Genomic DNA, 323 nt, shown 5'->3' on the forward strand with positions numbered 1-323 from the left:
GTCCTGCCGTCCGGTAGCGTCACGCTCTCGCTGCCCATGTGATTGACACGCACGCGGTCGCCCACGGCCGCACCGCTATTTGCCACCGCTCTTTCAAGATCGACGCCCCATAGGGTTCGGTCTTCGCCGTTCCCGTCGCGCAGCGTGACGAAGTAGCTCTTGCGGTTGCCCTTGACGTGCTCGAACGGCGCTTTGCCGAAGTCCACCAGTTCGGCGAAGTCGTCGCGGCTCGATGCCTTGATTTCGGCCTGAAAGGCCTTCTCCATTTCCTTGTGCTCGGCCGTCTCGCGGCGCATCTGCTCCATCGCCGGATCGGTGAACGT

General features: G+C 63.2%; 1 pseudogene. It reads right to left on the reverse strand.

Annotated features, from left to right (window positions below):
- Positions 1-323 (reverse strand): annotated as a pseudogene (locus HMPREF2886_RS23725) (hypothetical protein); the annotation flags it as partial.

The organism is Pseudomonas sp. HMSC066A08 (genome assembly GCF_001813025.1).
GTDB classification, from domain to species: domain Bacteria; phylum Pseudomonadota; class Gammaproteobacteria; order Pseudomonadales; family Pseudomonadaceae; genus Pseudomonas; species Pseudomonas aeruginosa.